This is a genomic window from Chthoniobacter flavus Ellin428 (assembly GCF_000173075.1).
Classification (GTDB): Bacteria; Verrucomicrobiota; Verrucomicrobiia; order Chthoniobacterales; family Chthoniobacteraceae; genus Chthoniobacter; species Chthoniobacter flavus.
Map to the genome: position 1 here is coordinate 24,350 of NZ_ABVL01000018.1, position 23,093 is coordinate 47,442.

The window sequence follows — 23,093 nt, forward strand, 5'->3', positions numbered from 1 at the left end:
TGGCGTGATTCAGCGCGCCGCCGTTTTGGTCGAGGATGCGGGCGCGAAATTCCGGCGATTCTGGAAGGGGTAGGAGTTCACCACTCCGGAGATGAGACTCGAGAAGTGGAAGCCGTCCTGGGTGAGGTCGGCGGCGATCTTCTTCACCGCCAGCTTGTCCGCCGGGCGCAGTTCGCGGCCGAGCGCATAGATGAGCATCTGCTCGCTGAGATTCTCGATGAACCGCTGCTGTTTCGCCTTCAACACCTGCTTCAACTCCATCGGGCCGTCGAACTTCTCGCCGGTCGGCAGCACGCCGGCCGTGTCGAGCGGTTGATCTTTCGTCGATTCCCGCCAACGGCCGATCGCGTCGTAGTGATCGAGCCCAAAGCCGAGCGGATCGATCCGCTTATGGCAACCCGCGCAAGAAGCGTCCGTGGCGTGCTGGGCGAGCAGTTCCCGGAAACTCTTCGCTTCCCCATGCGCGGCCGCGTCTTCGATCTGCGCCACATTATTCGGCGGCGGTGGCGGCGGCGTGCCGAGCAGCACTTCCAACACATATTTGCCTCGTTGCGTGGGAGACGTGCGGAAGGTGTGAGAGGTCATCGAGAGCACCGCACCCATGCCCAGCACGCCGCCCCGATGTTCCTCGGGCTGGAGCGCCACCCGCTGGAAGGCAGTCCCTTTGATCCCGGAGATTCCGTAATGCTCGGCCAGCGCGCCGTTGAGGAAAGTAAAATCGGAATCGATCAGGTCGGTGACCGGCAGGTTGCTCGTGCGCAGCGCGTCAAAGAAGAGGATCGGCTCCTGGCGCATCGACTCCTTCAACTCCTCGGTAAAGGTCGGGAAGAACTCGATGGTCGGACGGGCCTCCGCGAGTTTCTTCAGCTGCAGCCATTGCGCGGCGAAATCCTCCGCGAGCGCTTTCGCTTTGGGGCTGGCCAGCATGCGCGTGACTTGCGCCCGGAGGGTGGCCGGGTCGGAAAGCTTCCCCTGGGAAGCCAGGGCCAGCAGCTCATCGTCGGGAATACTCGACCACAGGAAAAACGAGAGCCGCGAGGCCAGATCGAGGTCGTTCACGTGATACGGCTGCGTCGCACCGGCGCGATCCGGCTCCACGCGAAAGAGAAAGTTCGGCGAAAGCAGCACCGCCTTGAACATGAAACGAAACGCCTCGGCCGGCGCTTTTCGTTGGGCGATGGCGGCGTCGAATAACGCCACGTAGCGCGCCGTCTCATCCGCGCCGACGGGCCGGCGGTAGGCCCGCGGAAGCAGCCGGGACATCAGGGCCCGCGCCGTTTCCCGCATCTGTGCCGGAGACGCGCCGCGAGCGCGGAGCTGGGCGTTGATGGCGCCGGCGAGGTTGTTCCCCTGCGCTTTCGGATCGAAGAGGCGGGCCAGCGTTTCGTCCGCGGCGGAGACGTATTTTTCCGTGAGGGCCGGCGGAATCTTCAGCGCCACGGCAAGATTATCGTAGCCGCGCCCCACCGGATCTTCCGGCATGCCGACGGCGCCCGCCGAATCGAAATCGATCCCGAAGAGATCGCGCACCGCCCGGCGATATTCCGCATGAGTGAGCCGGCGAATCATCGGCGGTCCTGGATCCGGTCCTTTGGCAATAATGGCCGCATCGAGCGTCTGCTCCACCCAACCGGCGAGCAGGTCGCGCGAGTTGTCTGCCATTTTGGGCTCCTTGGAAGGCGGCATGTCTCCGCCTCGCAAAACGTCCACGACCTTCGCCCAAATCTCCGGCTCCTTCGCAATGGCGCTCGCGTCCTTGAACTCTTCCAGGTTCACGTCGCCCTTCTGCTTTTCCGCGCCGTGGCACTTGTAGCAATGCTCCTTCATCACGGCCTGGGCCTGGGCGAAATCGGGCTCGCCCGCGGCGCTCCACCAGGGGAACGCGACCAGCGTCACGGCGGACGCGAGCCAAAGTGGGAGAGAAGACGAGCTACGTTGCGAAGCCATTTTATTTTTCCTGTCCGATGCCGATTTCCGCGACTTCCAGGCCGGCATCGTACTCGTAAGAGTGAAGGATGAGCGTGCGCACGCGTTCGCCTTCCACCGAGGGATGCTCCTCCGGGCTGAGCACATGTAACGGGCGCAGGGGCACATCGACGCGCATCCATCCGCCGGTATCCGGCAGTTCCGCGGAGGGCTGGATCGCTAGTTCAAAGTTCCCGCCAAAGGTGCCCCCCGGCCCTTCGCAGGAAAGGAACAGCTTCAAACCGGTGCGCTGCTCCGTGCGAAAACGCACATGCAACATGCTGCGCTCCGTGAGGGTCACCAGACCGGAATCTTCCCCCGGCATCGCCCGCACGGTCACGCCGTGATGGACCACCATCCGGCCGTTCGCATCGTGCCCGGCGACAAACGGCAGCGAGCGCATCCGGCCGCGTTTTCCCGCGGAAGGCGGAAGCCACAGTCCATTCGAACCGGCGGGTGGAGGTTGGTTGAACGAACAACGCCACTCCTCCGGTGGGACGCCCTGCAACCGGGTCTCCATGGCCGCGCCCACATCGAGCGAGGCCACCGCCACGCGATTGGCGGACACCTCCACGGAGCGCCCGTCGGCGAGCCGCCGCATGCGCACATTCCCGGACTCCACATTGAGGGTCGTCTGATTCTGCTCCGAGGCCAGCGCGAACACCGTGCCGAGCACTTCGATTTCCGCGGTGTTGGTGCGCACCACCATCGGCCGGCCGGCGGGCTGATGCGCCACGCGCCCGGTGAACGCGCCGCGGCGCAGCGCGAGCCGCTTCTGGCCATCATCGGAAAAGCCCAACTCGGCGTCGCCGGTCAGCGTCAGGACCGTGCCGTCGTCAAATCGCAATTGGGCCGAGCTCGAAGCCCCCTCCACGTTCAGCGTGCCTGCCGCCAGCCTCGCGCCAGAGGAAAGCCCGGTGCGCTGCCCTCCGGTATCATCGCTCCACGAAACGGCGCCTTCCACCGATTCCACCTGGGCCACCTCCCGATGGCTCGATTTCCGGCTGCCCGCAGGAAAAGAGCGCCGCGGCCAGTCCGGCCACCGCAATCACCGCCGCCCACGAAAGCGCCCTCCGCCAAAGTGCGCGCCGCGGCTCCATCACCACCCCGTTTTCCGGCCGATCCGTCGCTGCCGCCACGTAATCCCACATCAGCGCGGAGTGCAGCCCCATGAATTCCCGGTACCGCCGGCGGGCCGACGCATCGTTCCGCAAAATCCCCGCCAACTGCGCTTCACACTCTTCGACAGCCTCAGCGGAATCCGCATCCACCAAGGCATTCAAGAGCCTTTCCAATTCATCAGGATGCCCGTTCATGCGCGCGCCTCCTGGGCCAGGGTGCGTTCAATGCAGTTGAGCAGCATCTGGCGCGTGCGCCGCAGCATCTCGGAAAGCGCCTTCGGCGAAATGCCGCGCTCTTCCGCGAGCGCATTCACCGAACTGCCCGGCTCGTAACGGCGCGCAATGAGCGCCCGCTGCCCATCCGGCAATTTTTCCAGGCAGCCCGCCAGGGCCACCCGGCGCGGATCCGTCTCGGCGGCTTCCGCCATGGCCTCCTCCGCGATGAGCGCCAGTAAATCGTCATCGAAAGTCACCCGTGCCCGGGATTTCTTCTTCAGCAGCGCCAGGGCCTGCCACTGCGCGATCCGCATCGCCCACGGCATGAATTCCCGGGTGGCATCGTATTCCGCCGCCTTGCGCCAGAGGACGATATTCGCCTCCTGCAGCACGTCATCCGCATCCGCCGCATTGCGCACGATGGACAGGATGAAAGCATGCAAGGTCCGTTGCGCACGCGTCACGTGCGCAATGAAATCCGCCGGGGGAAGACTGGAATCGGAACCGTCTGGCATCATCCTATTTAGCCTCGGCGCCCCAAATCCCACGGAGAATTTTGCCCGCGGTCTTAACCCGACCTGCATCCCGCCGCCGTAAAGCCCCCTCTCCCCTAAATACAGCATGAAAATATATTTACCACACGTTTCGAAACCGTGTGTGAAAAACCGTGTATTTGCCCCAAAACCGTGTGCCACACGCACACACGGTTTTGCCCATGTATATAGGGCAAACCGTGTGTGTGTGTGTGGTCCACACACGTTTTTGAGCGAGCCAGAAAAAACCGTCTGGCAAAGGGCATCTCTCCCACCATCCTCACCGCCAGCCGGGAACAGGACCCGCTGCCCATGCGAAGCGCTCGCGATAGCTGAGAGCCTCCGTGCAATTGACACCTCGGCGCGTCTGAACGATACCGGGGGGACGATGGAATTCTTCGGAATCAAATTCGTCGGCGTCAATCCCGAGAACGGACGGAAACTTCTTCTCACCATCGGCTTCGTTCTCGCGGTCGGCTTATTACGCCTCCTGCTGCTCTGGTTGACGAATCTGATCCTGGGCGGCAACCCGATGAGCCGCGGGCGTTTTTGGACGCGCCAGGGCATCACGCTCTTCACCGCGCTGGTGTCGATGCTGGCGATTCTTTCCATTTGGTTCGACGACCCGACGCGCCTGACCACGGCCATGGGCCTGGTCACGGCAGGTCTGGCCTTTGCCCTGCAAAAGGTGGTGACTTCGTTCGCCGGCTATTTCGTCATTCTGCGCGGGGAAAACTTCAGCGTGGGCGACCGCATCAGCATGGGCGGCGTGCGCGGGGACGTCATCGCCCTCGGGTTCATCCAGACAACGATCATGGAAATGGGCCAGCCGCCAGCCGCAGACGCAGACCCGTCAGTCTGGGTGAGGAGCCGGCAATTTACCGGCCGCATTGTGACCGTGGCAAACGCCAAGATCTTCGATGAACCAATCTATAACTATACCCGCGATTTTCCCTATATCTGGGATGAGATCGCGCTGCCGATAACCTATGAGGCAGAACGGGAGAAGGTCGAAGAAATCCTTCTCAAAGCGGCGAAAGACCATGCCCTGCGTGCCGAGACCGTGCCGACCACCGAAATCCAGCGACTTCGCGATAAGTATGGCTTGGAGCAGCTCGACCTCGATCCGTCGGTTTACTATCGGATCACGGATAACTGGCTCGAACTGACCCTCCGCTTCCTCGTCGATGCGCACGGCGCCCGCTGGGCGAAAGACAAAATGAGCCGCCAAATTCTGAAGGAGCTGGACGCCGCCGGCATCGGCATCGCCTCGTCGACATACGACATCGTCAGGCTCCCTCCGCTCCGCATTGAGCCCACGCCGCCATCGCCCCCGAAATCCGAGTTCACTTAGCGCCACAAGGGGCGTAAAAAAGAGACGCTTCTCTATCGTCCGGCACCAGACCTGCACATGGGGCACATCAACGAACACTTCAGCCTGTTGACGCAATTCGCCATGGCCATCGGCCTGGCCGTGATTTTGCCGAAGTTGATGGTCCCGCCTGCACCTGCCTTCAGTGCTCGGTTTCATCATCGCCGGCGTCATTATCGGGCCGTCCGTGCTCGACATTGTCGATCCCGAAGGGCCGGTGATCAACATGCGCGCGGAAATAGGGGGCCTGCTTTTCATGTTCTTCGTCGGGTTCGAGATCGACCTCGAAGAATTCAAGCGGTCGCGTTCGCGTTCGCTCGCCTTCGGCGCCCTGACTTTCCTGCTCCCTTTCATCGGCGGCGTGGTTCTGGGGCGACTCCGCGGGGCGGGGTGGAATAGCGCGCTGCTGATCGGGTCGCTCATCTCTTCCCATACGCTGCTCGCCTTCCCCTTGCTTCGGCGCCTGGGGCTGGCCCAGCACCCCACGGTTCTCATGGCGGTGGGCGGCACCATTTTTACCGATATCGCCTCGATGCTCGTCCTGGCCGTGACCGCCAGCGTGCATCTCGCCGGGTTCTCGTGGAGCTTCCTCGGCAAGGAATTCCTCGAGCTCGCCGTCTTTGTCGTGCTGGTCTTCTACGGCGCAGGCTCGCTCGCGCGCAAGGCGATCATCCGCTACGGGGAGACGCCGGAATTGCGGGTGATGATTCTCCTGTTCGTGATCGCGCTCTGCGCGGAGGGCGCCAGGGCGATCAACCTCGAAGGCATCGTCGGCGCCTTCCTCGTGGGCATTGCCGTGAAGCGCGCCGTGCGGGGCAAATTTGCCGTCGAGCAACTCGAAATCACCGCGCACGCGATTTTCATCCCGGCATTCTTCCTCTGCGCCGGATTCCTGGTGAATTTCCGCCTGCTCTGGCAGACAATGCTGACCCGACCCGGCCTGGTCGCCGGCCTTTTGGCGGCGCTCATCATTGGAAAGTATCTTGCCGCCTGGCTCAGCGGACTGGCTTACGGGAGCAACCGCGCTGAGACTGCGCTGGTCTGGAGCATCTCACTGCCCCAAATGGCGGCCACGCTGGCCACGGCGGTCGTCGCCCATCATACCGTCAATCGTTTCGGCGAACCCTTGCTCGATCAATCCTACGTCAACGGGGTCCTCTTTCTCGTCGTCGCTTCCTGCGTAGCCGGCCCGATTCTCTCCGAACGTTTCGCGAAGCGCATCCAGGCCGATCCCGGCCGCGACCAGCATGCGAATGAGACTCTCAGCAGCGCCCCAATTTGAAATCTTCTGCGTCCCGAACTCCTCGCCGACCACGTCGGCGAAGCGATCCAGTACCGAACACTCGATCGCAATCTCTAGGCGTGAACTGTCCGTATGCGATCGAGCAGCATCCAGTTCATTGCACTTCCCCGTCGTATCTCTGATGCAAGCATGGCTCTCTTCGAATTTGATTTAGACCCCGTCGAGGAAATCGTCCCGTGGGGGAGCCCCAACGACCCATCGTTGTCCTGGTTTGTGTTGACCTTGGGGCAGTTTCGGATGCCAATCGGGGATCAAGTGCTCTTCCGATACAGGGAGGAAGTTTTGCGGCTGTGGGAAAGCGACGTCCAGCGAGACGCCCATTATCAAATCGCGTCCATCGCCCGAGACATTCTCGGCAGCGTGGCTCCCGGCGTGGCACCCCTTCCACCCTTCTTCGAGCTTCTCGCAACAGACCGGGCACTTCTGGAGCAGCTCTTATCAGTTCGGCTTGAAGACGAAGCCGGCCGCGAATTGAGTCCGGACTATTATACCGCATGGCGATGGCTGGGAGAGCGGTCGCCGTGGACCGGCTACTTTGTCGAAAACCCCGAATTCTATTTCGTCCGTATCGGTGACCGGATCCACATTCGATGGGACAATCGAAGCAAGCGCGTCGATGGCACCGAAGTCTGGGAAGCTTCTTATGGCTCTTACGAAATACCCATAGAGGCGTTCACTTCTGAATGCCGCGACTTTTCCGATCGCTTGCTCGCCGACATGCACAAGCGAATCTCCTGCATAGAGACCGGTGACTTTCACCCGCAGGTCGCTGTCAGCATTGATTCGCTGCGAGAACAGCAAGAAAGCTGGCGCTGCGAGTTTGACTCATATTTTCGCGCAGAGCGGCAAGACATTCCATGGGAAGAAGCAGAGAGTGAAATCCGCAAAACAGCGGCGGTTTGTGGCGCTTCATTGCCGGCCTAGCGCACAACGTCGGCTTTACTGATGGAAATGCGCTCGACTTTTTGGCGCGCCCAAGCCGGCCGACGCTCCACTAACGAGAACTACTCAGTCCTCTTCGCTCCACGCTAATTTTACGGGAATCCGCCAAACGCTTCAACTCCATCTCGGACATTCCAATGTCGGACGCTTTCGCAAAGCGAATAGTCCTCAAGACATCATTTTCCAAGTAAGTGAACCACCATTGTTTATATGAATAGCTCAGTATCCCGTAGCGGCCGTACTTATCCAAGCGAACGAGGTCGGCGTTATCTTCGTCGAACGATATCGCGGAGGTGTTCTTTGTCACTCCGTTCTCATCAAGCGTTTTCGGTTCGACCCAGGCACCATTTTTGAATTCCAGTACGGTCCAAGTATGCCCAACGTGCTTAAAATAATCCGTCACCGAATAGCATAATAAAAATGCGGCATCGCCATGTTGATTAAAATCAACCCGTACCACCAAGAGCTTGTCGTGTGGAGACGGCACCTGGGGTCTCTCGGATAGGAACGCCGCAACAGCAGACTCACGGCGTAAGTCAGCGGGATTTAAGTCCGCTCGGCTCGCGAACACAACCCAGATATAAAGTAAAAAACAGAAAAAATGTATCTTCATCGTTTAATTGTCGTACGCTGTCCAAGGTCTCTCCCATTCTTGCCGAACTACGGCCGTTGCGCAGTGTTCCCCGCTCCTCGGATTAGTGTTATCTGTGAGAGTCCACTTAGGGTTGCCTGCCGAGTTGAATGACCACGGGAAATTCGGCAAGGGAGCCCCAGCCGGTGTCCGCAGGCAACCATTAAGACCATTGTATAATACGATAATAGCCAAATCTCGTAGAGCGATAGGGCTCACATAGAGCAATAGGTAGGCAATAGGAGTCAAGGGGGCGATAGGGCAGGCGACATTTTTGGCTGTTCACTGTTTGGAGTGGGTGGCTCACGAACTGCCTATGCTCGCGGTGAAATCATCGCAGTGAGCGCGAAGCGCCCGAAAAAAAACGTGTCATCCTGAGCGGAGCAGGGAAACATGGGCGGAGTCGAAAGACCTCTGATCTCCGTGGGTTTCCGCGCGGAGCCGAGTGACAGTGTGCCGGAGTTAAGATACACGCGTTACTCTTATTCGCTATACCATGATCTTTGCCCTACTGAAGAAGAATTACGTCCAATATCCTTCTTCTCCATCCGCTTCACTAGAGAAGACGTTTTCTCTTCGAGAGCTTACCGACGCTCCGCGCGAAAACCCGCGGAAGTCGGAGGTCCTTCGACTCCGCCCATGCTTCCCCGCTCCGCTCAGGATGACAAAGATGGTTGGGGCGCTTCGCGCTCTCTGCCATAATTTCACCGCGGGCAAACGCCAAGCCGTCGGCACCCACTCCAAACAGCGAAGAGCCACATTTTTTGACAACACCGAATCGCTGAAAGCGCTTCGACGGCCCTTGGAACACTCGTGCGTCACCATCCGCCGCGCCGGCGGTCCTCTCGCCTGTCCCGCCGGTTTCATGCTCATCGTCGCGATGCCCCCTGCAGATGGGGTTATTTTAGCGATCCGATGCGCCATCCAGCGGGCGCTTCGCCGAAGGCAGGGCCAGCCGCAACGTGCAGATCCGCCCAGTTCCTCATGCCCCACTGCGCGCTCGAAGAATCCGTCGAAGGCTGGATGAAAATGACATGAATGTGGATGTCAGTGCAGGCGATTACGCCCAACGCCCCAAAATTGAAGGGTCATGTCCACGGTCAGAAGTTGAGCCCGAACTCCGACAGCAGAAACCCTTGGGTCGCGCATTGGGCGTTGCGAGGGTTTGCCGACTGCCGTGTCACGGTGCCAGGACACGGATGGGGCGTTACGAAGGGGAAGTTTAAATATCCCGCTAAGGATTCAACGCGGTGCCTCATTAGGGTGCAAATCCTTCACCATTCCGACACGGTCCATTTCGACATTGAACATGCGACATTCTACGACGATTCGGTCGAATTTACGCCATTCTGCCGAGGGAGGCAGACGAACCAGGCAAGTCATCGTCGTGGTTTGGTCGCTAGCGCGCGCGCTGACCAGCGTGAGCGGACTGGTTCTGGCGATACTGGCGATCGCCTTTTCATTCCGGCCCGCGTGCGCCGCCGCCAATGCGCCCGAAGGAAGGACTGGTCCCGGGCCAAACGTGACGGTGAAAGAGAACGGCGACGGCACGGTGACGATGGCCAACGGGATCGCCTCCATCGTCATCGTCACCAAGACCGGCCGGCTCAACTCGGTAGGTTATACCTATGACCATGATGGCACACCGAAGACCTGCGAAACCCTGAGCGGCAAGGGTCAGTATTACTATGGCGGGTTCAGCCTGGGGAATGGCGTCTTCGAATACGCACTGGCCGTGGACCCGGCCAGCAATGGCGGCGACCTGGCCGACGTGAAGTTGGTCAGCAGCACGGAGAAAAATGGGGTGATGGAAATCCATTTCTCCATGTTGCGCGGTTCCCCCGGTTTTTATTCCACGGCGACGATGACCCATCGCCCACAGGATGAGCGGTTCGAGGTGGGCGCGTGGGGAGTGGTCACTCGCGTTCCGGCGGCGTTCAATTGGTTGAGCGCGGACGACAAGCGGAATTGGTTCATCGGAGTCCCGACGAAGACGGGGGTGAAAGTGCCGGACTCACCGCATGAGATCACCGTCTGTCTCGATGGCACGCAGGCGGGAAATTACGCGGACAAGTTCATCTACGGCCAGGATCACTCGGACTTGCGGGCCTGGGGCTGGAGCAGTGTCGGCCAAGGGGGACTGAATGTCGGCCGCTGGATGATGACGACCATGGAATTCAGCAACGGCGGCCCGCTGAAACGGGATGTGTCGTCGTATCCGTACAGCGAGCTCAACAACTCCATTCTCACCGGGGAAGTTGGCATGGGATCCGATGGCTACCTGGACAATGGAGAGGTGTGGACGAAAACCTGCGGCCCCTGGTTCACCTACCTGAACAGCGTGCCCGCCTCGGTGAAGGATGCGAAGCAGGCGGCGCACCTGCTCTTCCAGGACGCGCAGGCGCGAGCCGAGGCGGAGGCAAAGGCGTGGCCCTACGCCTGGTTCAAAAATGAGCACTTCGTTCCCGCGTCCGGGCGCGGCGTGGTGAAGGGGAAGATCGTGATCCATGATAGCGGCAATCCGAACGCCTCCGCGGCGGGCCTGTGGGTCGGCCTGCAGCGGCAGCCGCAGACCTACAAGGGCTTCTACGACTTTCAGAAGTGGTCGAAGACTTATCAGTGGTGGGTCAAGACGGAAGCGGACGGAAGCTTTACCATCCCCAACGTCCACGCGGGTGAAAAGTATCTGCTGTGGGCCTTTGGCCCGGGCGCGGCGGGGACGTTCCTTTCGCAGAAACTGGAGGGCGGACAGCCGCCTTTTGCATGTGATCTCCCGTCAAAGGAATTCACCGTCGCGGTGAAGGCGGGCGAAACCGAGAATCTCGGCACGATCCAGTGGACCCCGGTTCGCGTGGGGGCCACGGTGTTTGAATTGGGAACGCCGAACCGGAAGGCGGACGAGTTCCGGCACGGCGAGGATTACTGGGCGCCCGGCACGCCTCCGAAGCTCGGCTTTCCCACTCCCGTGTGGGGCGGGCAGATGGAATTCCCCTTGGATTTCCCGGATGGGCTGAACTACGTCGTGGGCCAAAGCCAGTGGACGAAGGACTGGAATTATGTGCTGCCCGCGATGGCCGATGCGAAGGGTGACTATCAGCCTTGCACTGGCACGATCACTTTCGATCTGGCAAAGGCTCCCGATAAGGGAGCGACGGCGTCTATTTACATCGCGCTCGCCGGCAATGACGGAGACAAAGTCGTGGTCAGGGTGAATGGCGCCGACCTCGGGACTGCCGCGGGGGTAACTGGCGCGCCGAACGCCATGACGCCCGCCGGGTTCGCTCCTCCGTACTCCGACACGAGCAGCATCCATTTCAGCGATCACGGCCCGTTCTCCGACGAGCGTATTACCTTCCCGGCAGACTTGTTGCGCGCCGGGAAAAATACGATCGCGCTGACCATGGATTCGCGAAAGATGGTGTCGTTTCTCATGGTGGATTATCTGCGGTTGGAGTTGCCCGGCTACGTGCCGCCGGCGCCGGCGGAAGTGATGGCGTATGCAGGAAACAACCGGGTGCTCGTCACCTGGCCGGTGATGCCGGGGGCGACGAGTTACAACATCCTCCGTTCCACCCAACGCGATTCCGGCTATGCGTCGATGGCCAGCGGACACCTTGCACCGGTGTGTGGGAGCGGCCAAATCCGGACGACTTTCGCCGACACGACCGCGGCCAACGGAACGCAATATTTTTACGTTGTGCAGTCGGTGAACCCCGGCGGAAAGAGTGCGGACTCGAAACCGAGCGCGGGCACGACCCCGACAGCGAAACTCTCCGCGAGCGCTCCGCCCGCGCCGACAAGGCTGACGGTCGCCCACTCCGGTCATCACGAAGCTGCTCTAACCTGGAGCGCGGCGCCCGGCGCGAACTATTACCGCGTGTGGCGAACCACGATGCATCTCGACGGTGTCGGCGGCACCGATCCGCTGCGCACTGTTCTGATGGACGAAACGGCCGGCACCGGCTTCACCGATCATTCGCCGACCGACGGACGCATTTATCGCTATCACGTCACCGCGACGAATGCCGCCGGAACCAGCGGCGCCTCCGACGCGGTGACCGCAGTGCCGTTGCCCCCGCCGCCGGCCACGGCTCCGGAGGCGCTCGCCGGCAATTGGAAAAAGACGCGGAATGGCAACGCAATTTCACTCACTTGGCAGCCAGTGCCAGGCGCGACGGGCTATGTCATCTACCGTTCGACGGGGACCGTTTCGGAATTCCAGTGGCCGGTCCATTTTCTGACCGCATTGGTCGAGACCACCTACACTGACCAGGGCAATACCGACAAAGGCGCCAAAGTGAAGGGGTTGGACAATGCCAGTGACTATTCCTACCAAGTGACGGCCGTGAACGCGGGAGGCATTTCGCCCCCGGCGACGGTTCATGTGGCAGGGCATTAACTTTATGAAACCCATCTTTCTCCTCATCGCCTTGCTGCTCGGCCATCTCCAGGCGGTGGAACCCATTGCCGCTTTCTCATCCGGCACGCGCGTCCTTTTTCAAGGCGACTCGATCACCGATGGGAATCGTGGTCGCAACGCAGATCCGAATCATATCCTCGGTCACGGCTACGTTTTCATCATCGCAGCGAAATATGGAGCGGCGTTCGCGGCGCTCGATCTCGATTTCGCGAATCGCGGCGTATCCGGCAACACGGTGCGTGAACTGCAGAAACGTTGGGAGAAGGACACCCTCGAGATGAAGCCCGATGTGTTGAGCATCCTCATCGGCGTGAATGATCAGTCGCACGACGTGCCCATCGATGAATATGAGCGCACTTACGATGAACTGATCACCCAGGCGAAGACCGCGAATCCCAAGCTCCGGATCGTGCTCTGCGAGCCCTTCACGCTGCCGGTCGGCAAACGGAAGGACGGCTACGCAGCATGGCGCGCCGGCATTCAGGCACGGCAGGACGTGGTGGCCAGGCTGGCCGCCAAGCACGATGCCGCGCTGGTGCGCTTTCAGCCGGTTTTCGACGCGGCCTGCAAAATCGCTCCCGCCGAGCACTGGATCTGGGATGGAGTTCATCCCACGTACTCCGGCCACCAATTGATGGCCGATGAATGGGAGCGGACGGTCCGCGCAAAATGGCCGAATCCTTAGTCGCGTATCCCTGGCGATGACGACCATTCGTCATCGTCCCGGCGCCGACGGATCCGCGTTGGATCCCGCAATTCACTGGTCGAAGAATTAGAACTAGATCGCCCGATCTCCTGAAAGTAGATTGGCCGAAGGGAAACTTTATAAACTGAAGTCGGAGGATGCTTAACCGATGCGATACCCTATCCTATTCCTTATTTTCGTTGTCGTCGGTCCATTCCTGACGCAGGCAAGTGCGCAGGAAAATGGGACGAGAGGTCATTTTCTGCAAGAAGTGCTCCGTGAGCTTTCACTACGGAATGGGGACGTATTCGCTCTCGAACTTTTTGCAGGCGAGAAGGGTGTCAAGAGTTCCTGCCCGCAGATGGATCTCAATGTCATCAACGCATACACCAGTTCAGAAAAGCTGCTTCGGGCATACTTCCCTCAGTACGAAATTGTGCGATCACCTACCCAGCCTACTTTGCATTTCGTAATATCCCGGCAGACTAATAGCGTCAGCTCCTATGCAATGGAGCAGAAGCTTGGCGATTTTCAATTTGAAGGCAGCCCCAACGGGTTGATTTCGCGGATCGGAGACACCGTGCCGTCTATCAAGACGGTCGCTTTCCTGCCCATTCCAGACATCAATAAGCTGTATTTTTTCGTTGTCGTTCCCAAGGTCAGGGCATCGCTGCAGGCAGGCGTCGTTCGCGATGCGTTGAGTGCTTGTATTGACTTTGACAAAACCAAGGGGATTGCCTGGGTGGCCACGACCCGAGTCAACAAGGGGGAACAGCATACCGAGGTGTCGTACACGAGTGATGCGGTTTTTTTGGAAGTTAAATAGCCAACTGGAATCATTGTGTTTCCAGCGGCGTTAAAAAGTCCTGGTGCTGTGTGCATGGACGAGACCAGTTATGTATTCTTTAAGGCGGCGAAGTGATTGCTCGCGAAAATGTAACGCAATTCGTTGTTCTTACTCGTCAGGAAAACAATGATTCCCGCCGGGTAACGCATGGATCGTAAGCCGGAGGGCTTCCGATTGGACTAAGCGGATTGAAGGAAGCTATTGATCTGAGGCTATTCCGGCGACTCATCGGCGCTTTCCAGGTGCTCTCGCGCGCCAGCGGTGTTCGGCAGGGCACGTCTGGCGATGGTCAGATTCCCGATGGCTGCTTCGCCGGCGGATCACCCAGATATTTCAAGACACTCGGCGGGGCACCATTGAAGATGTGGATGCCAGCCGCTCCCTGTTCGTACCAATGGCGGGCACGCTCGAACCACATGGCTTCGGTCATCGTCGTGGCGGTGGCAGGCGCTTTCTCACCAGGCTTCAACTTGGCGACGTCTCCGGGCGTGGGATCGCGCCCGGCGATGGTGGCTTCTTCACCGAGATACACCGCGCAGCCGGTGCCTTTCGCTTTCTGGACGAACGGACGCAGATCGAAATCCCATCCGCCGAGGCCGTGCTGCGAGACGACGAGGATGTCGAGCAAGCGCTCCTGCAACCACACATCGACATCGCAGCCCCAAAGCAGATAATTGGCGTGATCGATGCGCGCGGAGAGGCCGAGTGGCCGGCCTTTCTTCTTCGCGGCTTCGTCCACGGCCTGGCGGATCTCGCGGAGCAGCCCCGTCATCAACTCCGCGCGGTAGTGCAGCCAGCGTTCATCGTGATCGTCCGGGATCGTTTGCGGATCGAGATGGAAGCGATCCTGGTAGCCTTTGACCAGCGACTCTTCATAACCGAAGCACGGTGGATGGCGCAGGAAATCGAGATCGACGCCGTCCACATCGCGCTCCAACACTTCGCGCACGATGCCGAGCACCCGAGCACGCACTTCGGGAAAAGCGTAGCTCAAGGAGGGCTGCTCGCGTCCATCGCGAGAACGCACGCGCCACTCGGGGTGATCCCACCAGAACTTCGAATTGAAGAATCGCGCCATGCTATCGCCGACCCAACCATTCGCTTTCAAGGGATACACCGCATTCATCCGCACGGAGGCATAGCACTGCATGTCCGCCGCATGGCACCCCTCGGCAATGCACTGCAACGTATCCACACCATCCGCTCGCAGCTTTTGCAACAAACCCGCCAGCGTCCGGTCGCCATCGCGGACCGCCGCGAGCGTCTCCGTCGAAATGCCCTCGCCGCAGAGTTCGGCGATGCGCGAAGGGTAGTTTACCTTCGTGCCCAAGGTGACGCCCCATTGGTAAATGCCCACCTGCGTGCCGCGCATTCTTTGCGGTACCTCCCGGAGCGTCGCAGCGTCCTTCAGCCGGCCCGTGTAGAATCCGTTGTGCCCGTCATCATTCAGGATGAGCCGCTTCGGCGCGGTGAGCGGAGCGATGCGGTCGGGGTCGGCGGCATGGAGTGCCGCCAGCGGAGCCAGCAGCACGGCGGTGAGGGTATGGAGGGCGTGTTTCATGGGGGGCGGCTTTCAGATTTACAGACCGGGATGAATCTGCCGGGCAAACCGATGCGCAAAAAGCGTAAAGCGATGAGCATAACCGCACGCTCGGCAGCGATTTTCTTCCAAGAAGTTCTGATTGGACCGGAAACTCTCACAGCCGGAATTTGCATTGAGCGACATCGGACGCCCCGAATGGCAGGGCCCGCAGAAGGGATAGGGGGCAGGCGGCATTTTTTGACAATACCGAATCGCGGCAAGTACTTCGACGGCCCCTGGAAGACTCGTGCGTCACTATCCGCCGCGCCAGCGGTCCCCTTGCCTGTCCCGCCCATTTCATGCTCATCGTCGCGACGCCCCCTGCGGAGGGGGTTACTCCAGCGATCCAGCCCTCATCGGCAAAGCAAAACGCCCCGGCTTGCGCACGGGGCGTTTGCGAAATGCAGATCGTGAAGCTGCCGGCGCTTAGTAGCGCTTGCCCTGACCGCCGGAGCGGTTCCCACCGAACGAGCGCGAGCCACCGCCGCCGCCGCCGCGTTCTTCACGCGGACGCGCTTCATTCACGGTGAGCGCACGGCCCTGCACGGTTTTGCCGTGGAAGAGGTCGATCGCCTTTTGCGCTTCTTCGCTCGAAGACATGGTCACGAAGCCGAAGCCGCGGCTTTTGCCGGTAAACTTGTCCTGCATGAGGGTGGCCTCGGAGACGGTGCCGGCTTCGGCAAAGGTATCCTGAAGGTCCATCTCAGTGGTGTCGAAGGAGAGATTCCCGACGTAGAGTTTGTTGGACATGATGGTTTTTTCTTTCTTGCAAGTGCGGACCTGGGTGGCTGTTTCCGTTTATCGGATCTCAAAACTGCCACTGACGTCCGCGGAAAAAATCCGCATCTTGAAACAACTAGCAATCTACCAAACCTCGAAAGGTTCCAAACTTGTAAGTCGCAGTAGATAGGCGATTGGGCGCCAGCGCAAGAAATATCTTTCGCCTTGGGTTTTGCACGCGGATGAACCGAGCGGAAAAGCGGACGCGTGGGACGCTGTCCGCGAACTCACCGTCACACTGCACACGTTCATTCATCTTCTTGATTTTCCGCAGATCGGGGGGTGCGCTTGTCGGAATCGATTCCCGCTAGTAACCTCCGATATGGAAAAACCCAACCTGAAAACCCTCAGCAGAGCACTACAACTCGTCACGGAGCGCGTCGAGTCGCTGGAAAGGGCTCGCGGCGCGGACGCCGCACAGGCCAGCAAGCACCTGGAAGTGATGTCGAGCGAACACGCCACTCGCGAGGTCCTCCTGCAATTCGCACAGGAGATAGCCGTTCACGAAGGCATTCCGGTCGAACTCTTTGCCGCGCGTTTTGAGGCGGCAAAGGAATGGCACCGGGATCGCTTTTTGCAACAGATCGAAGTCGTTGATCCGTGGCTTGCCGCCAGGGTGGATGCACGCGGTGTGGCCGAAGTCCCCACCGAAGAACAGCCTCCCTGCCTTTTTCCAGAGTGGTAATCTGGCCACACTGCATCATCGGATGACATTGCCAGGAATCTGACAAAGACCGAGGTCGAGCCGGCACTTCCGAGGCATTAGGGGCAGGCGATAACACCATTGGCGGTGGACGGGGGATTTAGCGCTTTTTGCAATAATATACTATCCTGCAACCATGCCCAAAAACCACCCAGACGATCACGAACACAATCATGGGAAAGAGGATCATCACCATGACGAACACGAAGGTCATGGGCATGATCACGATCATCGTGACGAGGGAGACCATCATCATCCCCATGGCCACGGCCATCACCACCACGCGCCGCCGGACAACACCCTCGCCTTCGCCGTAGGCGTGACCCTCAATATGGGATTCGTGATCGCGGAGGTAGTGTACGGTCTGGCCGCACATTCGTTGGCCTTGCTGTCCGACGCCGGGCACAACCTAAGCGATGTTTTCGGTCTCCTTATCGCTTGGGGAGCGATTCACATCGGCAAGAGCATCCCTACCAAGCGTCACACCTACGGTTACCGCCGATCGTCCATTCTCGCCGCATTGGTCAATGCGGTTGTCTTGCTGATCGTGGTGGGAGGCATCACTTGGGAAGCCATCGAACGGCTATACAAACCTGAACCGGTTGCCGGGACGACCGTGATTTGGGTGGCTGCGGTGGGCGTCCTGATCAATGGCATTTCTGCATGGCTCTTCATGGCCGGCCGCAAGCACGACCTGAACGTGAAAGGTGCATTTCTCCACATGGCGGGAGACGCCATTGTTTCGGTAGGCGTCATCATCATCGGCTTCGCCATCCGCGCCACCGGATGGCATTGGCTCGATCCGGCAGTCAGCATTCTCATTGGCGCGGTGATTGTCTGGGGCACGTGGAGTTTGCTCCGTGAATCGATCAACCTGGCACTGGATGCGGTGCCGGAGGCGATCGATCCACACGCTGTCGAGAACTACCTCGCGGCCCTCCCCGGCGTCCAAACTGTCCACGATCTACACATCTGGGGCATGAGCACGACGGAAGTGGCTCTCACGGCTCATCTGGTCATGCCCGTGCCGCCAACGGGGGACAATTTCCTGCACGACGTTGCGCACGCATTGCGGGAAAAATTCGGCATCGGCCATTCCACCGTGCAAATCGAGCATGGTGACGTGGAATGCCATCTGGCGCCCGCCCATGTGGTATAACATCGGCCTCTTGTAACGGCTATCGCTCGAGGTAAGCCATGCACGGCGGCCGACGGCCGCACCGGTGGATCAGTGTCTCCTGTCGGAATCGCCCTCGAAGAGGTTTTTGAAACCACGGCCGATCTTCGCGAAGAGAGAATCGTCCGGCTTTTTCTTCGAGTGATGAGACCGCGGGGAGGAAGAACTCGCGTGAAATTCGAAAGCGAGCGTCTGCTCTCCGGCGGCCGCCAGTTCGACAGTCCGGGTCCGTGCCTGGTGGCCATTCCAGCGGGCCCCGATTTCGTGACGGCCGGGCGGCAACAACAAATCAAGGGGGGCGGCGCCGACGGCTCGTCCATCGCAAATCACCTCCGCGCGATCGGGCTGGCAGGACACTTTCACCACCCCATGCGGGAACTCCTGTTGGAAGAGGGCACTTCCCGCGGCCGGCACTTTCACGCTGGTCATCCGGGGCGCCTGGCCCGGGAGCGAATAAACGATGCGGTACGCGCCCTGCGGCAGAATAAGCGTCGCCGGTGACACGCCGGAACTCTGCGCCTCGGGATGGGCGGAGGCGTCCGGAGAATCGGGCATGACTTGAAATGGAATGCCGGGAGGAACGGTCTCGATCCGGACCTGGGCCCCGGCCTCCGGCGTGGGAATCGGCTCCGCCAACGCACGTTGATCCGCCGTCTGTGGCGGCACATGGGGAATCGCCGGCACTTCAGCGGAGGCAGGCGAAGGAGGAACCGCAGGGGCAACGACCGGAGTCGCCGTAGCCACCGCCGCAGGAGGGGCGGCTGGCAGCAGCGACGCGGACGCCGGAGCCGATGCCACTGCGGGAACCGGCGCCACTGCGGGAACCGGCGCCACTGCGGGAACCGGCGCCACTGCGGGAGCCGGCGCCACTGCGGGAACCGATGCCACTGCGGGAGCCGGCACCACTGCGGGAACCGATGCCACTGCGGGAGCCGGCACCACTGCGGGAGCGACGACCGCCACCGGCTCGGCAGATGGGGGGTGCTTTTTCACGAGCCAGGGTCGAATGGCGAAGAAAATCGCCAGCGGCGCGCAGAGAATCGCCGCGCTGATGATGATGGGGCGGTATTGTTTCCACGGCACCCTGCTCAATTGTGCCGGATCCAGTCGCGTCCTTTTCAATTGCGCCATCCCGGTCCGCACTTGCCCGGCCACCCGCGAAAGCGCGCTCGCGAGTCGGGGATCCTTCAGCCACTTGGCGATCGAGGCCGATATTTCCGCGAAAGAAAATGCCCGTGCGGCCCGTCCCGTGGCCTCGGCGGGGGGCTGCACCGCTAGTCCAAGAAGGCAGACCATTTCTTTACCGGAGGCCGGCCGCCGGCAGGGTTCCTTGGCCAGACACGCGGCAATCGCGTCTTCCCAAGCAGGCGGAAGCGCGGACTCGGGCCGGCCGGAATTGCGGCGCCGCTGAGCCATACTCTCCGGAATCACCTCCCGGATCTGCGTGCTCAAGTCGTCACCGTCAAAGGGCGGCTTGCCGGTCAGTAATTCGTAGAGGGTGGCTCCCACCGCGTAGATATCGTCGCTCGGTGAAGGCGGCTCTCCCATGACCTGTTGCGGACTCATGTAACCGAGCGTGGCGTCGTGATTCGCCCCGGCCTCTGCGTGGCCTCGCGTGCCAAAGACGAAGCCGAAGTCGGTGATCTTCAGGGCTCCGAGGGAATTGACCATGAGACTGTCCGGCTTGAGTTTGTGGAGCAGGCAGCGCCCGGTCTCGTGGGCGTAGTCGATCACGGCGCACAATTCGGTCACCCAAACACTCAACTCCTCCGGTTTGAAACACCGGCTCGGGCGTTCCATCCGCAACTCCGAAAGATTCAGCCCATCCACATATTCCATGGCGATCGCGGCCATGTCTCCATCCTCGAGGAAATCGTGAATGCGCACGATGTTCGGGTGCGCGAGTTCGAGACACCGTCGCGTCTCCTGTTTCAATTCGTCTCGCGCCGCGGCATCCCGATAGAGCCGATCGGGTAAAAACTTCAGGGCCACGATTCGATCGAGCGTCTTGTCGCGGGCCTTCCACAGCGTTCCCCTGCATTCACGCCCGGCCATCTCTACGAGCACATATCGTTCAAAAACGCGCTGCCCCTCACGAAGAGAAACGCACTCTGGCGCGTCGGCAATATCGGCATAGCTATCGGTCGCGGTCATCCTTCTCTAGAGAGAAAATAGCGTGCCCCGTTCCGGCAAATCCCCCCTCCCCGCGTAATTTTGCGATGCCTCGTTGGCACAAAAATATAAGGCCAGTTTTCTCGTTTTCGATACGATCAGAGGATTGGCTTCGATCCATCAGAGTAATTGAGCGCGATCGCATCTCCGTCCCCGCCCGACCGCGGCGACATTATTTTGATCCTAAGGGACTGTGAAATAAATAGGAGAGGGCCGTGACCCTCCCCATTTATTTCACAGTCTCTCATTTTTTGACGCGGGAATCAGCAGTCACTTCCCTTTTTCCGACGAGGCCCTGACGATTCGGAATCCGTAATTGTCGGTGCTGCTGTCGGGCGCCGCATGGACCCGGCAGGAAGAGAGGAGGCTCAATTTCCGCGCGCCATTGTACCAGGACGCGCCGCGCAGGACTTTGGCCGTGGATGTCTCGTTCCAGGAATCCAGACACCACTGCCAAACGTTGCCGCCCATATCGTAAAGTCCATATTGGTTCGGCTTGAAACTCCCCACGGGAGAGGTCCACGGGAATCCATCGTCGTAACCCTTGATCGCGACGTCCGATCCCGTTTCTTCGCCGGTATAATTTCCAGCGCGCGGCGGCGGCGGCCACTCGGTGCCCCACGGATACACATCGGCGATAACGCTGTCTCGTTCGGCGGGCGTTTTTTGCGGTTCCTCGGGAAGCCCCACGGCTTTGCTCCACTCCAGGTCGCTCGGCAGGCGGTAGACTCGATTCGCCGGAAGCACTCCCTCCTGGTGTTCCTTGTTCGTGAGCCATTCACAAAATGCCATGGCCTCCTGCCAGGTGACGTCGACCACCGGATGATCCGGTCCCTGCTTGAAACCCGCACTGCGCCAGCGCACTGACGGCAATTTGACGGCCTGCGCGAATGCTTCGAAGTCCTTCACCCGCGTCGGCCAGATGCAAAACTCCACGTCTCCCACGGGAACGAACCGCTGGCCCAGGCTGTTGACCGCAGGCGTGGCGACCGGCGTCTCCATCTTCGGTCCTGGTGCGGATTCCACGCTTTTGACTTCGCGGCCACCCGTTTTGGTTTCGTCAGTAGCTCCCTTGTTTTGATTCAATTCCGGACGCCGGAGCGGCACGACGATTGTCTGATCATGGGATTCGAGTACGACATTATCGCCAGAGATCTGCTTCACTCGCACTGGAACCCGGGCACCGGGATTTTTCGACACGCGGAGCAATTCTCCCTCCGAATAGGCCCGCCCATTGATGACCGCGAGCGAGGGACTCGTGCCGCTGCCGACAAGAATGCTGGTCACTCGAAAGTTCTTTTCCTCGAAGGCGAGGTTCGGCGCCACGGCTGCTGCCGGTGAGTTCACCGGATGATCGATCGCCAGGTGTCCGCCGCTTGGTGTCTCGCTGGGTGATGGAGTCCGGCGGGGCTCGACCGGCGGCGAAACCCGTTGCACTCCCGTATTTCCGGCCGCGACCGCGGGCGTGGAAGCATCGGCCGCCGGACGCGCCGGAGGACCGGCCGGCGGGATTGGCCTAAACAGCAGCCAAAATCCAAGGAGGAAGGCCGCGACAGCGACGGAGATGATGAATGTCTTTTTCCCAGCGGATCGGGATGGCGGGAAGGTCTGATCGACCGGCGTGCTGGCGGCGGCTGCGGGCGAAGCCGCGGCGGCGCGGGGAGTGGAGGCGACGCTCTCGATGTCGGTCTGCACTTCGCGCGCTTGCTGGTAGCGGCGCTCGGGCAACCGCTCCAGAGCGTGGAGGACGATTCGATCGAGGCGCGTATCCACGGACGCTTTCTGGGAGGGCAATTCGAAATGGCCTACGGGCAGTGCGCCGGTGAGGAGTTCGTAGAAGACCACGCCGAGGGAATAAATATCCGCGCGATGATCCACCGTCTCCGGTTTATCGAGTTGCTCCGGCGCCATGTAGCGCATGGTGCCGAGGGCCATGCCAGAAACCGTGAGCGTCATATCCAGCGGTTCGCGACCGAGCATTTTCGCCAGCCCGAAATCGGCGATCTTGACGCGGCCTTTGGTGTCGATGAGGAGGTTCTCCGGCTTGATGTCCCGGTGCACAAGCCCTTCTTCGTGGGCGTACTGCAGGGCCTCGCAGATCTTCGGAATGATGGCGAGCGCTTCCCCTGGCGAGAGCTTCCGCCCTTGCTGCAACTGTCGCAGATTGGCGCCATCCACATATTCCATGACGATGAAGTAAAGGCCGTTGGTCTCGCCGAAATCGTGAACGGCGACGATGTTCGGGTGATTGAGCTTCGCGAGGGCGCGCGCCTCGCGGGTAAAGCGCGCGATGAAATTCGGCGAGAGCGCATCGACCGGCGGCAGGATCTTGAGCGCGACGATGCGGTCGAGCTGGATCTGCCGCGCTTTGTAGACCACGCCCATGCCCCCGCGGCCGAGCAATTCGAGGATTTCGAACTGCGGCAGTTTCTTCGCGACCTCGGCGGGGGCGGCGATGTCCGTCAGGTCGTCCGGCAAGCCATCACCAGCGCCGCTGGGCGGCGGGCCGGCGGCAGCCTTCAGCAGACACTGGGGGCACAGGCCTTCGGGGGCATCCGGGGCGAGCGGTTGCCGACATTGCGGACAGAAGCGGGAGGTTTCCATGGGCGTTTTGTTTCCCCCCTTAAAGAAGCGCCGACCCAAG

General features: G+C 60.6%; 18 protein-coding genes and 1 pseudogene. 10 read left to right on the top strand and 9 right to left on the bottom strand.

Annotated features, from left to right (window positions below):
• Positions 1-9: 9 nt before the first annotated feature.
• The 4 genes from CFE428DRAFT_RS23525 to CFE428DRAFT_RS37705 are packed head-to-tail and all read right to left on the bottom strand — an operon-like array spanning position 10 to position 3,817.
• Positions 10-1,947, bottom strand: a complete 1,938-nt coding sequence (locus CFE428DRAFT_RS23525) for a DUF1592 domain-containing protein (RefSeq protein WP_006982165.1) — start codon at positions 1,945-1,947, stop codon at positions 10-12.
• A gap of 1 nt (position 1,948) precedes the next feature.
• A complete protein-coding gene (locus CFE428DRAFT_RS23530; RefSeq protein ID WP_042725648.1) occupies positions 1,949-2,947 on the bottom strand; it encodes a FecR domain-containing protein in 999 nt (332 codons plus the stop codon).
• The gene (locus CFE428DRAFT_RS37700; RefSeq protein WP_006982167.1) at positions 2,901-3,281 is read right to left on the bottom strand and encodes a hypothetical protein; all 381 of its coding nucleotides are present in this window, start codon (positions 3,279-3,281) and stop codon (positions 2,901-2,903) included. Before CFE428DRAFT_RS37700 ends, CFE428DRAFT_RS23530 begins: the two co-directional genes overlap by 47 nt.
• Positions 3,278-3,817, bottom strand: coding sequence for a sigma-70 family RNA polymerase sigma factor (locus tag CFE428DRAFT_RS37705; protein WP_157447612.1), 540 nt, complete (start codon positions 3,815-3,817; stop codon positions 3,278-3,280). Before CFE428DRAFT_RS37705 ends, CFE428DRAFT_RS37700 begins: the two co-directional genes overlap by 4 nt.
• Positions 3,818-4,223: 406 nt before the next feature.
• Between CFE428DRAFT_RS37705 and CFE428DRAFT_RS23545 the strand changes: the two genes are divergently transcribed.
• The 3 genes from CFE428DRAFT_RS23545 to CFE428DRAFT_RS23555 all read left to right on the top strand — a co-directional run bounded on the left by CFE428DRAFT_RS23545 (position 4,224) and on the right by CFE428DRAFT_RS23555 (position 7,434).
• On the top strand, positions 4,224-5,189 hold the full coding sequence (locus tag CFE428DRAFT_RS23545) for a mechanosensitive ion channel family protein (RefSeq protein ID WP_006982169.1): 966 nt from the start codon (positions 4,224-4,226) through the stop codon (positions 5,187-5,189).
• A gap of 154 nt (positions 5,190-5,343) precedes the next feature.
• Positions 5,344-6,489: a cation:proton antiporter gene (locus tag CFE428DRAFT_RS23550; protein ID WP_272941138.1), complete on the top strand. Its 1,146-nt coding sequence runs from the start codon at positions 5,344-5,346 to the stop codon at positions 6,487-6,489.
• A gap of 150 nt (positions 6,490-6,639) precedes the next feature.
• A complete protein-coding gene (locus tag CFE428DRAFT_RS23555) occupies positions 6,640-7,434 on the top strand; it encodes a DUF5984 family protein (protein WP_042725649.1) in 795 nt (264 codons plus the stop codon).
• A 70-nt stretch (positions 7,435-7,504) separates the two neighbouring features.
• Here CFE428DRAFT_RS23555 and CFE428DRAFT_RS23560 read toward each other — a convergent pair whose 3' ends face one another.
• Complete coding sequence (locus CFE428DRAFT_RS23560; protein ID WP_006982172.1) at positions 7,505-8,065, bottom strand: hypothetical protein; 561 nt, start codon at positions 8,063-8,065, stop codon at positions 7,505-7,507.
• Between the two features lie 688 nt (positions 8,066-8,753).
• On the opposite strand from CFE428DRAFT_RS23560, the gene CFE428DRAFT_RS41305 reads away from it, so the two are divergent.
• From CFE428DRAFT_RS41305 to CFE428DRAFT_RS23575, 4 genes are all read left to right on the top strand, one after another.
• A complete protein-coding gene (locus tag CFE428DRAFT_RS41305; RefSeq protein WP_420196894.1) occupies positions 8,754-9,110 on the top strand; it encodes an ATP-binding protein in 357 nt (118 codons plus the stop codon).
• Between the two features lie 360 nt (positions 9,111-9,470).
• Complete coding sequence (locus tag CFE428DRAFT_RS23565) at positions 9,471-12,482, top strand: polysaccharide lyase family protein (protein ID WP_006982174.1); 3,012 nt, start codon at positions 9,471-9,473, stop codon at positions 12,480-12,482.
• A gap of 4 nt (positions 12,483-12,486) precedes the next feature.
• Positions 12,487-13,188 carry an SGNH/GDSL hydrolase family protein gene (locus CFE428DRAFT_RS23570; protein ID WP_131989406.1) on the top strand — a complete coding sequence of 234 codons (702 nt, stop codon included), beginning with the start codon at positions 12,487-12,489 and terminating at the stop codon, positions 13,186-13,188.
• A gap of 169 nt (positions 13,189-13,357) precedes the next feature.
• Complete coding sequence (locus CFE428DRAFT_RS23575; RefSeq protein ID WP_042725650.1) at positions 13,358-14,014, top strand: hypothetical protein; 657 nt, start codon at positions 13,358-13,360, stop codon at positions 14,012-14,014.
• A gap of 310 nt (positions 14,015-14,324) precedes the next feature.
• Here the strand turns inward: CFE428DRAFT_RS23575 and CFE428DRAFT_RS23580 are convergent, their stop codons facing one another.
• Complete coding sequence (locus CFE428DRAFT_RS23580; protein ID WP_006982178.1) at positions 14,325-15,596, bottom strand: family 10 glycosylhydrolase; 1,272 nt, start codon at positions 15,594-15,596, stop codon at positions 14,325-14,327.
• A 245-nt stretch (positions 15,597-15,841) separates the two neighbouring features.
• Between CFE428DRAFT_RS23580 and CFE428DRAFT_RS41310 the strand changes: the two are divergent.
• Positions 15,842-16,147: pseudogene (locus CFE428DRAFT_RS41310) on the top strand (ATP-binding protein); the annotation flags it as partial.
• Here the strand turns inward: CFE428DRAFT_RS41310 and CFE428DRAFT_RS23585 are convergent.
• Positions 16,044-16,367: an RNA recognition motif domain-containing protein gene (locus CFE428DRAFT_RS23585; protein ID WP_006982179.1), complete on the bottom strand. Its 324-nt coding sequence runs from the start codon at positions 16,365-16,367 to the stop codon at positions 16,044-16,046. The pseudogene CFE428DRAFT_RS41310 and the gene CFE428DRAFT_RS23585 overlap by 104 nt on opposite strands.
• 352 nt (positions 16,368-16,719) lie before the next feature.
• Here CFE428DRAFT_RS23585 and CFE428DRAFT_RS23590 point away from each other — a divergent pair, with 352 nt between their 5' ends.
• Both CFE428DRAFT_RS23590 and CFE428DRAFT_RS23595 read left to right on the top strand, forming a co-directional pair.
• On the top strand, positions 16,720-17,082 hold the full coding sequence (locus tag CFE428DRAFT_RS23590) for a hypothetical protein (protein WP_006982180.1): 363 nt from the start codon (positions 16,720-16,722) through the stop codon (positions 17,080-17,082).
• 154 nt (positions 17,083-17,236) lie between these two features.
• A complete protein-coding gene (locus tag CFE428DRAFT_RS23595; RefSeq protein WP_042725651.1) occupies positions 17,237-18,259 on the top strand; it encodes a cation diffusion facilitator family transporter in 1,023 nt (340 codons plus the stop codon).
• Positions 18,260-18,328: 69 nt separating this feature from the next.
• Here the strand turns inward: CFE428DRAFT_RS23595 and CFE428DRAFT_RS23600 are convergent, their stop codons facing one another.
• A complete protein-coding gene (locus tag CFE428DRAFT_RS23600) occupies positions 18,329-20,431 on the bottom strand; it encodes a serine/threonine-protein kinase (protein WP_006982183.1) in 2,103 nt (700 codons plus the stop codon).
• A gap of 288 nt (positions 20,432-20,719) precedes the next feature.
• Positions 20,720-23,053: a bifunctional serine/threonine-protein kinase/formylglycine-generating enzyme family protein gene (locus CFE428DRAFT_RS34345; protein ID WP_006982184.1), complete on the bottom strand. Its 2,334-nt coding sequence runs from the start codon at positions 23,051-23,053 to the stop codon at positions 20,720-20,722.
• Between the last annotated feature and the right edge of the window lie 40 nt (positions 23,054-23,093).

Excerpts from the sequence above, each read along its gene's own strand:
- CFE428DRAFT_RS23570 (WP_131989406.1), top strand. The coding sequence starts at position 12,487 with ATGAAACCCATCTTTCTCCTCATCGCCTTGCTGCTCGGCCATCTCCAG.
- CFE428DRAFT_RS41305 (WP_420196894.1), top strand. The coding sequence starts at position 8,754 with ATGGTTGGGGCGCTTCGCGCTCTCTGCCATAATTTCACCGCGGGCAAA.
- CFE428DRAFT_RS34345 (WP_006982184.1), bottom strand. The coding sequence starts at position 23,053 with ATGGAAACCTCCCGCTTCTGTCCGCAATGTCGGCAACCGCTCGCCCCG.
- CFE428DRAFT_RS37705 (WP_157447612.1), bottom strand. The coding sequence starts at position 3,817 with ATGCCAGACGGTTCCGATTCCAGTCTTCCCCCGGCGGATTTCATTGCG.
- CFE428DRAFT_RS23575 (WP_042725650.1), top strand. The coding sequence starts at position 13,358 with ATGCGATACCCTATCCTATTCCTTATTTTCGTTGTCGTCGGTCCATTC.
- CFE428DRAFT_RS23600 (WP_006982183.1), bottom strand. The coding sequence starts at position 20,431 with ATGACCGCGACCGATAGCTATGCCGATATTGCCGACGCGCCAGAGTGC.
- CFE428DRAFT_RS23525 (WP_006982165.1), bottom strand. The coding sequence starts at position 1,947 with ATGGCTTCGCAACGTAGCTCGTCTTCTCTCCCACTTTGGCTCGCGTCC.
- CFE428DRAFT_RS23595 (WP_042725651.1), top strand. The coding sequence starts at position 17,237 with ATGCCCAAAAACCACCCAGACGATCACGAACACAATCATGGGAAAGAG.
- CFE428DRAFT_RS23585 (WP_006982179.1), bottom strand. The coding sequence starts at position 16,367 with ATGTCCAACAAACTCTACGTCGGGAATCTCTCCTTCGACACCACTGAG.
- CFE428DRAFT_RS23580 (WP_006982178.1), bottom strand. The coding sequence starts at position 15,596 with ATGAAACACGCCCTCCATACCCTCACCGCCGTGCTGCTGGCTCCGCTG.
- CFE428DRAFT_RS37700 (WP_006982167.1), bottom strand. The coding sequence starts at position 3,281 with ATGAACGGGCATCCTGATGAATTGGAAAGGCTCTTGAATGCCTTGGTG.
- CFE428DRAFT_RS23545 (WP_006982169.1), top strand. The coding sequence starts at position 4,224 with ATGGAATTCTTCGGAATCAAATTCGTCGGCGTCAATCCCGAGAACGGA.
- CFE428DRAFT_RS23560 (WP_006982172.1), bottom strand. The coding sequence starts at position 8,065 with ATGAAGATACATTTTTTCTGTTTTTTACTTTATATCTGGGTTGTGTTC.
- CFE428DRAFT_RS23555 (WP_042725649.1), top strand. The coding sequence starts at position 6,640 with ATGGCTCTCTTCGAATTTGATTTAGACCCCGTCGAGGAAATCGTCCCG.
- CFE428DRAFT_RS23590 (WP_006982180.1), top strand. The coding sequence starts at position 16,720 with ATGGAAAAACCCAACCTGAAAACCCTCAGCAGAGCACTACAACTCGTC.